The organism is Kitasatospora sp. MBT66, assembly GCF_000710405.2.
Taxonomy (GTDB): domain Bacteria; phylum Actinomycetota; class Actinomycetes; order Streptomycetales; family Streptomycetaceae; genus Kitasatospora; species Kitasatospora purpeofusca.
On the sequence record NZ_JAIY01000004.1, the window covers coordinates 761,546 to 771,063 of the forward strand.

Here is a 9,518-nt window from a genome sequence, read left to right on the forward strand (position 1 = left end):
GTCGCCGGCCGCGTTGCGGGCGGCCTCGGCGAGGGCGTCGTCGCCGAGTTCGTGGTGCTGTATGTACAGCTTGCTGATCGGGGAGGCGAGCAGCTCGGACGGCGGGACCTCGACGACCGGCAGCTCGGAGCCGATCTGCAGCCGGTAGCCGGGGCCGGCCAGGACGTCGCCCTCCAGGCCGTCCTGGTTGGCGGCGATCGCCAGCGGGCCGACCTCGGCCTCGATCTTCTCGATCGCGAGCGCGGCCACCCGGCGGTCCAGGGTGAGCGAGGTGAGCAGCTTGTGCGCGCCGGCGTCGTAGACCTGGGCGCCCTGGCCGCAGACCGCTATGCCCCGGTAGCCGATCTCGTCGAAGACCGGGCGGGCCCAGGTGGCCGAGCGGCCGGTGACGATGATGTGCAGCGCCCCGGCCGCGGTGGCGGTGGCCAGCGCGGCGCGGGTGCGCGCGGTGACGGTCTCGGAGCTGCTCAGCAGCGTGCCGTCGAGGTCGGTGGCGACCAGCTTGAAGGGCAGGCCGCCACCGTCCGAGGGGGAGACGGGGCTGGGGCTGGTGGTGCTCATGGGCCGTGCGTCTCCCGGGAGTTGCTTCTTCACTGCGGACCGGCGGGGCCGGTGCTACTTGACCGGCTCCAGCACGGTGCGGCCGCCGAGGTAGGGGCGGAGCGCCTCGGGGACCACGACCGAGCCGTCGGGCTGCTGGTGGTTCTCCAGGATCGCCACGATGGTGCGCGGAACGGCGACCAGGGTGCCGTTCAGCGTGGCCAGCGGGCGGACCTTGCCGTCCTCGCGCATCCGGATGGAGAGGCGGCGGGCCTGGTACTCGGTGGTGTTCGAGGTCGAGGTGACCTCGCGGTACTTGCCCTGGGTGGGGACCCAGGCCTCGATGTCGAACTTGCGCGCGGCCGAGGCGCCGAGGTCGCCGGAGGCGACGTCGATGACCCGGTAGGGCAGTTCGAGCGCGTTGAGGAAGTCCTTCTCCCACTGGAGCAGGCGGCGGTGCTCGTTCTCGGCGTCCTCGGGGGTGGTGAAGACGAACATCTCCACCTTCTCGAACTGGTGGACGCGGATGATGCCGCGGGTGTCCTTGCCGTAGGTGCCGGCCTCGCGGCGGAAGCAGGACGAGTAGCCGGCGTAGCGCAGCGGCAGCTTGTCGGCGTCGAGGATCTCGTCCATGTGGTACGCCGCGAGCGGGACCTCGCTGGTGCCGACGAGGTAGCGCTCGTCGTCCTCCAGGTAGTACACGTTCTCCGCGGCCTGGCCGAGGAAGCCGGTGCCGTCCATGGCGGCGGCGCGGACCAGGGCCGGGGTGATCATCGGCACGAAGCCGGCGGCCGTGGCCTGGGCGATCGCCATGTTGACCAGGGCGAGCTCCAGCAGCGCGCCGACACCGGTCAGGTAGTAGGACCGGGCACCGGCGACCTTGGCACCGCGCTCGGTGTCGATCGCGCCGAGCAGCTGGCCCAGCTCGACGTGGTCGCGGGGCTCGAAGCCCTCGGCGGCGAAGTCGCGCGGGGTGCCGATCTCCTCCAGCGTGACGAAGTCCTCCTCGCCGCCGACCGGGGCGGCCGGGTCGATGAGGTTCGCCAGCGAGCGGAGCAGGCGCTCGGCCTCGTCCTTGGCCTCGCCCTGTTCGGCGTCGGCGGCCTTGACCTCGGCGGCCAGCTCCTTGGTGCGCTGGAGCAGGGCGGCCTTCTCGTCGCCCTGGGCCTTGGCGACGAGCTTGCCGAGCGACTTCTGCTCGGCGCGGAGTTCGTCGAAGCGCGTGCCCGAGGACCGGCGGCGTTCGTCGGCGGAGAGGAGGGCGTCGACCAGGTCGACGTCCTCGCCACGGACGCGCTGCGAGGCGCGCACTCGGTCAGGGTCCTCACGGAGCAGGCGAAGGTCAATCACGGGGCCAAGCCTACCGGGCGGGGGCCCGTCCACCGGTACCGGTTTTCCCCTGGGGATAACTCGCCCCAGCCTGTGGATAACTCTTGTGGGAAACGATCCCGGCCCGGGTTATCCACAGGCTCCCGGCCGGGGCTGTGGATCGTGGGGCGGCGTCGGTGGACTGCGGAACGAACCATGGAATTCGGGTTTGAAACCTTATTTGACCTTCCCGGGTGAGGGAATTGAAGCACTCGGACGGGTGATTTGCCGACACCCGGGTGACTCTGGTCCGATTAGTCATCTCTGCGACGCAAACCGATGATCCGACCGATGTGCGCAGTGGCTATACCGGTTTGTCGACTCGTCCCCAAGCCTGTGGATAACTCGAGCCTGTGGACAGTGGAAGCCCCTGTGGACAAGCCGGGGGCCGGGGCGGCCGCCCTGTGGACGACCGCCCGGCGGTGCAGAAAACGGTTTCAAAAGGACAAGTGGACGGCGAATGTCCCCCGGATGTCCTCGGCCGTCGTCAACGGTCCTCGGCTGTCCGGAGCCGTTCTCGCGCCTGTCAGATGTCCCCGCGCCCGTCGAGGCAACGGGAGAGCCAGTCCGCGGCCGCACCGAAATCCGCGTCCGAGGTGCCGGGCCGCTGGTGCCCGGACACCTGCCGGTCGGCACGCGGATAGGAGCCGAGGAACCGCACCTGCGGGCAGATCCGCTTGAGGCCCATCAGCGCCTCGCCGACCCGGCGGTCGCTGAGGTGCCCCTCGCAGTCGATCAGGAAGCAGTAGTTGCCGAGCCCCTCCCCGGTCGGGCGGGACTCGATCCGCATCAGGTTGACCCCGCGCACCGCGAACTCCTGGAGCAGCTCCAGCAGCGCGCCCGGGTGGTCGTCCGGCAGCCAGACCACCATCGAGGTCTTGTCCGCCCCGGTCGGCGAGGACACCCGGCCCGGGCGGCCCACCAGGACGAACCGGGTGGTCGCGCTCTGCACGTCCACGATGTCCTTGACCAGCGGGTCCAGCCCGTAGATCGGGGCCGCGAACTCGCCCGCGAACGCCCCGTCGTACCGGCCCTCGGCGACCAGCCGGGCGCCGTCGGCGTTCGAGGCGGCCGACTCCCAGTGCGCGTCCGGGAGGTTGGCGGCGAGCCAGCGGCGGACCTGGGCCTGCGCCACCGGGTGGCTGGTGACGGTCTTGACGTCCGCCAGCCCGGTGCCCGGCCGCACCAGCAGCGCGAAGGTGATGGGCAGCAGCACCTCGCGGTAGATCATCAGCGGGACGCCGGCGGCGAGTTCGTCGTTGGTGGCCGTGACGGCGCCCTCGACCGAGTTCTCGATCGGCACGAACGCGCCCGAGGCCTCGCGGCCCCGCACCGCGTCCAGCACCAGCTGCACCGAGGACATCGGCACCAGCTCCCGGGTCGCCGCCTCCGGCAGGGTGCGCAGGGCCGCCTCGGTAAAGGTCCCGGCCGGCCCGAGGTACGTGTAGCGGGTGGCCGACATGACGCCTCCAAGGGGAACGGGACCGACGGGAGTTCGGCGGACCGCCGAAAGAAGCCACCTTAGCCACTCCCGGCGCCGCCCGTGGTCGCGTCCCGCTCCGTGGGAGGAGACCGGACGACCGGTGGACGGCGGGCGGTCACGCGCCGGGCGGACCGGGCCCACCGGGCAGGTCGCACGGCCCGGACGGCCCGGCCGCCCGGACGGGCGGATCAGTCGAACAGGCTCTGCCCGACGTACCCGTCCGGCGACACTCCCGGCGGGACGGCGTACAGCCCGCTCGCCTCGTGCCGCAGGAAGCGGGACAGCCCGTCGCCCCGGGCCAGCTTGCGCTGCACCGGGGTGAACCCCTTGCGCGGGTCGGACTGGAAGGCCAGGAAGAGCAGTCCGGCGTCCGGCGACCCGTCGGCCAGCAGCCCGTCGTGGTACGAGAACCCGCGCCGCAGCATGGCCGCCCCGCCGTTGGCGGCCGGAGCCGCGACCCGGATGTGCGCGTCCGCCGGCACGGCCAGCGACCCGTCCGCCGCCTGCGCGGCGAGGTCCACCGGGGTGCGCTCGCCCGCGTCGGCGGCCGCGCCGAGCGGTGCGCCGTCCGACTTGCGCCGTCCGATCACCCGCTCCTGGCGGTCCACCGGCAGCGCCTCCCAGTTGTCCAGCAGCATCCGGATCCGCCGGAACACCAGGAACGAGCCGCCCGCCAGCCAGGCCGGCTGCTCGCCCCCGGCGGCGACGAACACCTTGGCCGCGAAGCCGTCCTCGTCCGGCCGGGGGTTGTTGGTGCCGTCGACCTGGCCCATCAGATTGCGCCCGGTCATCGGGTTCGGGGTGGCGCCGGGCGTCCGGGCGAAGCCGGACATCTGCCAGCGCAGCGCCGCGGTCCCGGCCGCCTGGCGCTGGAGCACCCGCAGCGCGTGCACCGCGACCAGGGCGTCGTCGGCGCCGATCTGCACGAACAGGTCGCCGTCGCCGCGGGCCGGGTCCAGCGCGTCGGCCGGGAAGGCGGGCAGCGGCTCCAGCCCGGCCGGGCGGTGGTCGGCCAGCCCGGTCCGGTCGAACAGGGTGGCGCCGAAGCCGAAGGTGACGGTGAGCGAGCAGGGCCCGGCGTCCAGGGCGATCTGGTTCTCGAACTCGTCGGCCGGCTCGCCCACCGCCATCCGGGTGGCGGTGCGCGACCAGCGCCGGAGCAGCGCCCGCACGCCGTCCCGGCCGACCCCGCCGGCCAGGTCGAAGGCGGCCAGCTGGACCCGGGCCTGCTGGGGTTCGAGGATCCCGGCCTGGTGCTCGCCGTGGAATCCCACCGCGGCGAGCCCCAGACCGGGGCCCGCCCCGGTCGCCGCCCTGGGCGGGCTCTGGTCGCGCCGCTCCACGGTCAGGGCCGTCGCGGCCCCGGCCCCGGCGCCGACCACCAGGCCGGCCCCGGCGGTGCCCAGCAGCGTCCGCCGGGTCAGGCCGGGGGCACGGCCCCCGGTGCTGCCCCCATCGGTGGTGTCCCCGGCGGCGCTGTCGGTGCCGGTGCTGGTGCTGTCGGCGTTGGTGCTGGTGCTGCTCTCCATGGGGATGGTCCGCCCTATCCGATCTTCAGCTGCTTGATCTCCGTGGTCTGGTCGATGTCGGAGGATCTGATCACCACCGACACCACCCAGTTCCCGGCGAGCGGCAGCTGCGCCGTCCCGGTCCAGCGGCCGGTGCCCTCGGTGGTGAGCGGGACGGTGAGCGGGCCGAGGTCGCGGTCCGGCAGGGTGAAGGCGAGCTCGACCTCGGGCACCTCGACGGGCGAGCCGTCCGCGCCGTCCAGCTTCAGGTGCACCTCGTTCGACCCGGTGCCGGCCGGGTTGAGGGTGACGGTCGCGGTGCCCTTGGCGTTCGGCGTCCGGCCCTTGGTGTCGTACGGGAGCTTGAGCTCCACGGTCCGGCCGGGCACCGTCTGCGGGGCGGGCGCCCCACCGGTGGTCCCGCCGGAGGTGCCGCCGGACGTCGTGGCGGCGCCGTTCGCCGCGGCGGCCGCGACCTCGCCCGCCACCCGTCCGGGCGGGGAGTTGGTGAGCAGGGTGGTGACCACCAGGACGGCCACCGCGACCGCCGCCTCGACCAGCACCGAGCGGCGCAGGCCGGCCCGGGTCGGGGTGAGCCCCCGGTCCCGGTCGGCGTTCGCCCGGGCCGCCCGCTGACGGACCAGCTGGGCCCGGCGGACCGGGTCCTCGGTGTCCGCGCCGCTGTCGGAAGCGGCATCGGAGGCAGCGCCGGAAACGGTCTCGGACGCGGTGTCGGGGCCGGGAGTCGCGGCGACCGCGACCGGCTCCGGCACGACCTCGGCCGCCTCCTCCGGGGTGGCGCGCAGCCGGGCGAGCCAGGTGCGGGACATCCAGGCGACGCCGAGCATGGCGATCACACAGCCGGTCTTCACCAGCAGCAGCCGCCCGTAGTCGGTGCCGGTCAGCGCGCCCCAGCTGCCGAGGCCGCGCCAGGACTGGTAGACGCCGGTGCCGGCCAGCACCAGGACGGCGCCGAACGCGATCTTCGAGAAGCGGTCCGCGACCTCCGCGCCGATCCCCTCGCGCAGCCCGACCAGCATCGCGGCCAGGCCGCCCAGCCAGAGCGCCATGGCGACCAGGTGGAGCATGCCGAGCGGCAGCGCCAGCCAGACCTGGATGCCCACCGAGGCGTGGTCCGCGCCGGCCCAGGTCGCCGAGAGCGCGACGGCCAGCACCAGTCCGGCCACCCCGAGGCCCAGCCGGGCCTCGCGCTGCGGGCGTTCGGCGGCGCGCCGCTCCAGCTCCCGCAGCTCGGCCTCCTCCGGATCGCCGTCCGCCCCGGCCCCGGCGGTCCCCGGTCCGGTCCTACCGGCCCCGCCGTTCGCGGCGGCCTTCGCACCGGCGCCCTGCGGCAGCCCGAGCTGACCGACCAGCAGGGAGAGGAACACCCCGCTCGCGGCGAGCAGCAGCAGCCGGGCCGCCAGGGCCGTGCCGATCCGCTCGTCCAGCGTGGTCCGGACCAGCGACAGATCGAAGGCCTTGCCGACCCCCGAGCCCCGCTCGTACGGTCCGCGCAGCATCAGCACCGCGACGGTGGACACCAGCAGCGCCACCCAGCCGGTCATCAGCAGTCGCTGCACCGGGCGCCGGGACGCCCCGGCCGGCCAGCAGAGCAGCACGAAGCCGGCCGCGCCGGCGAGCAGCGCGAACGCCGCGTAGGCGACCGTCCGGGCGGTGCCGTAGAGCGCGGCGACCAGGCCGTCGGCCTCGGCGCTCTGCAGGGCGGTGGTGGAGACGGTGGTGGCCGAGGGCGCGCCGATCGAGAAGGTGAAGGCCCCGCCGATCGGGTGCGAGTCCTCCGAGACGGCCCGCCAGGCGACGGTGTAGGTGCCGTTGGCGAGTCCGGAGCCGAGCCCGACCCGGGCGGTGTTGTCCTTGCCGTCGGCGTGCGCGGGGCTGCCCGAGTCGACCGCCCGGCCGGCCGGGTCGAGCACCCGCACCGAGTCCGAGGAGAGCGAGACGGCCTCGCTGAAGGTCAGGGTGACGGTCTGCGGCGCGACGGGCAGGACGGCGTTCTGCGCCGGGTCGGTGGACTGCAGGGCGGCGTGCGCGGAGGCCGGTCCGGCGCCGGCGAGCAGCAGGGCGAGGACGGCGCCGAGCACGCCGAGCAGCCCGGCGGTCCGCCGTCCCAGCAGCCGCGCCGTCGCTGAACGAGCCGTCGCTGTCCGAGCCGTCGTCGCCCGCGCCGCGGTCGTCCGTGTCGTCCGTACTGTCGTCGTCGCCGCCCGCGCCGTTGCCGGCCGTGCCTTCGGCGTCCGTCCCATCAGCATCCTGCGATCCCTTACTGCTGGCCGGGCCGGTAGGTGAGCTCCTTGACCGGCACCTTGACCGAGATGGTGCCGGTGCGGGTGAAGGTCAGGTCGAGTTCGAGTTCGTCACCCAGGACCGGGGCCTTCTGCCACCCCATGATCATCAGATGGGTGCCGCCCCGGGCGAGCTGCAGCGCGCCGTGCGCGGGGACGTCGAGTTTCTCGACCTGCTCCATGGTGCTGGCGGTGGAGCGGTGCATGGTGACCGAGGAGGCGCCGGGGCTGGAGACCCTGACCAGCTCGTCGTCCTCGCCGCCCTCGTTGCGCACCGTCAGATAGCCGGCCGCCATGCCGCCGGCCGGCGGCATCGGGATGTAGGAGTCGGCGACGCTGAGTCGGGCCGCCCCGCCGGCGGAGGCTCCGCCGCCGTCCTGGCCGCCGGCCCCGCAGGCGACCAGGAAGGCGCCGCCGCCCAGTGCCGTCGCCAGCACCGCCCCTGCCAGCGCCGTCCGGCGGAAGCCGAGGGTGCCCTTCATGCCGCGACTCCCCTGGCGAGCAGCGGCAGGTCGTGCTCGAAGGTCTTCACCTCGGTGCCGCTCAGGTAGAGCACGTGCGCCTTGTCGTCCGAGGGCAGGAAGGCCAGCACCTGGGCGCCGTGGGTGGAGGTGACGGTGCCGTCGGGGTTGGTCACCGGGTCCTCGATCAGGATGCCGAGCGCCTTGGCGGCCGTCTTCACCTTGGCCAGGTCCCCGGTCAGGCCTATGAAGTCGCTGCCCATCGAGTCCAGCCAGGCGCGCAGCACCTGCGGGGTGTCGCGCTGCGGGTCGGTGGAGACGAACACGACGTCGACCTTCTGCCGCTCCTCCGGGGTGAGCTTCTTCATCGCCACGCCGATGTCGCCCATGGTGGTCGGGCAGACGTCCGGGCAGCTGGTGTAGCCGAAGAACAGCAGGGTGGTCCGGCCGCCGGTCTTCTGCCGCAGGTCGTAGGGCTGGCCGGAGGTGTCGGTCAGCTGGAGGTCGGGCTTGTCGAAGTGCTTGCCGAGCACGGTGCCCTCGTAGGGCGAGTCGGTCTTCTGCTGGACGACCTTGGCGGGGCCGGCGGTCTCGGAACCGGAGGAGCCGCAGGCCGTCAGGGCGAGCGCGGCGGCGAGGGCGACGGCGGTGGCCCCGGCCAGGCGGGCGGCGCGGGGGGTACGGGCGGAGCGGGGCATGGGAGGGTCCGATCGTGTGCGGTGGATCACCGGCGGGGCCGCGCCCGGGACGCGGGCGCGGCCGCGACGGGTGCCGGACGCGGCCCCGCCGGTGCTGGGATCAGGAGGCCGAGCCGCCGTTGCGGCGGCGCAGGCCGAGGACACCGACGGCGGTGCCGATCACACCGACCACGATGCCGACCACGCCGAGCACCCGGGCGGTGGAGTCGCTCGCCTTGTCGTCGGAGGCGGCGTCGCTCTTGGCCGCGTCGCCGTGCCCGGTGCCGTGGCCGTCGGCGGCGGCCGACGGGGTGGCGGAGGCGGTCACGCCGTGGCCGTCGGCCGAGGTGGCCTTGGTCAGCTTCAGCACCGGGGCGGGCTTGGCCGGCTCCGGCTGGCCGTCCTTGGCCTCGTCGATCCAGCGGACGACGTCACCGTTGTCGTAGGTCTGCAGGGCCTTGAAGACCAGCGAGTCGGCGTCGGTCGGCAGCGGGCCGAGCGAGACCCGGAACTCCTGGAACTGGCCGGGGGCGACCTTCACGCCGGCGTCGGCGGTCCAGGTGATCTTGGAGACGGCCTCGTTGACGTCGTTGCCGTGGACCTTGATCGGCTTGTCCAGCTTGGCCTTCTCGACGGTGGAGGTCCAGCCCGGCAGCGGCTGGGTGCGGACCGAGGCCAGCGGGTGGTCCAGCGGGAGGTTGACCTCCAGCTTCACGGTGCCGGCGGCGTCGTTCTCGTTCGGGACCCGGAAGTCGACGGCGGTGTAGCCGCCCTGCTCGGCGCTGCCCGGGTTCACGGTGACGTGGGCGAAGGCGGGACCGGCCAGGGCCACCACCGAGGCGGCGGCGGCGAGGGCGACGGCGGCGGTACGACGGGCGGGAAGGGAACGCATGGGGTTCGTGTCTCCGTTCGGAGGCTCGGCAGGCCCGCTCCCGGGCACGGAGGGGTCCGTGCCTCGGCGGGGCCGCGCGGCGGGGGAAGAAGTGGGGGGAGGAGGCCGCGGGACCGCACGGATCGGGCGGTCGCGGCACGGCGCCGCGTACTCCGGACCGCCGCCGGACCGGTACCGGTGGGGGGACACCGGGGACACGGGGGCGGGTCAGTACGCGAGGGCCCCGAGGGGCGGCCCGCGCCGCACCACGCTGTGCCGCAGCACGGCACCGGTCGGCAGCGGGTCG

8 protein-coding genes are annotated in these 9,518 nt (G+C 74.1%); all 8 read right to left on the reverse strand.

Going from position 1 to position 9,518, the window contains the following annotated elements:
* The coding region (locus BI06_RS10055) for an HAD family hydrolase (protein WP_149030339.1) at positions 1-561 on the reverse strand (561 nt) is incomplete at its 3' end.
* A 54-nt stretch (positions 562-615) separates the two neighbouring features.
* Positions 616-1,890 (reverse strand): serine--tRNA ligase, encoded by a 1,275-nt coding sequence (gene serS / locus BI06_RS10060; RefSeq protein ID WP_030392307.1) that lies wholly within the window; start codon positions 1,888-1,890, stop codon positions 616-618.
* A 544-nt stretch (positions 1,891-2,434) separates the two neighbouring features.
* Positions 2,435-3,370 carry a prephenate dehydratase gene (gene pheA, locus BI06_RS10065; protein WP_043467080.1) on the reverse strand — a complete coding sequence of 312 codons (936 nt, stop codon included), beginning with the start codon at positions 3,368-3,370 and terminating at the stop codon, positions 2,435-2,437.
* A 209-nt stretch (positions 3,371-3,579) separates the two neighbouring features.
* Positions 3,580-4,920 carry an iron uptake transporter deferrochelatase/peroxidase subunit gene (gene efeB / locus BI06_RS10070; protein WP_078879722.1) on the reverse strand — a complete coding sequence of 447 codons (1,341 nt, stop codon included), beginning with the start codon at positions 4,918-4,920 and terminating at the stop codon, positions 3,580-3,582.
* Positions 4,921-4,934: 14 nt separating this feature from the next.
* Complete coding sequence (locus BI06_RS10075) at positions 4,935-7,001, reverse strand: FixH family protein (protein ID WP_233290085.1); 2,067 nt, start codon at positions 6,999-7,001, stop codon at positions 4,935-4,937.
* A gap of 179 nt (positions 7,002-7,180) precedes the next feature.
* Positions 7,181-7,684, reverse strand: coding sequence for a copper chaperone PCu(A)C (locus tag BI06_RS10080; RefSeq protein WP_030392303.1), 504 nt, complete (start codon positions 7,682-7,684; stop codon positions 7,181-7,183).
* Positions 7,681-8,361, reverse strand: a complete 681-nt coding sequence (locus BI06_RS10085; RefSeq protein ID WP_030392302.1) for an SCO family protein — start codon at positions 8,359-8,361, stop codon at positions 7,681-7,683. Before BI06_RS10085 ends, BI06_RS10080 begins: the two co-directional genes overlap by 4 nt.
* 100 nt (positions 8,362-8,461) lie before the next feature.
* On the reverse strand, positions 8,462-9,232 hold the full coding sequence (locus BI06_RS10090; RefSeq protein ID WP_043467083.1) for a YcnI family protein: 771 nt from the start codon (positions 9,230-9,232) through the stop codon (positions 8,462-8,464).
* Between the last annotated feature and the right edge of the window lie 286 nt (positions 9,233-9,518).

What these genes read in the sequence shown, in the direction of transcription:
- pheA (WP_043467080.1), bottom strand. Translation starts at nt 3,370, where the DNA reads ATGTCGGCCACCCGCTACACGTACCTCGGGCCGGCCGGGACCTTTACC.
- efeB (WP_078879722.1), bottom strand. Translation starts at nt 4,920, where the DNA reads ATGGAGAGCAGCACCAGCACCAACGCCGACAGCACCAGCACCGGCACC.
- BI06_RS10080 (WP_030392303.1), bottom strand. Translation starts at nt 7,684, where the DNA reads ATGAAGGGCACCCTCGGCTTCCGCCGGACGGCGCTGGCAGGGGCGGTG.
- BI06_RS10085 (WP_030392302.1), bottom strand. Translation starts at nt 8,361, where the DNA reads ATGCCCCGCTCCGCCCGTACCCCCCGCGCCGCCCGCCTGGCCGGGGCC.
- BI06_RS10090 (WP_043467083.1), bottom strand. Translation starts at nt 9,232, where the DNA reads ATGCGTTCCCTTCCCGCCCGTCGTACCGCCGCCGTCGCCCTCGCCGCC.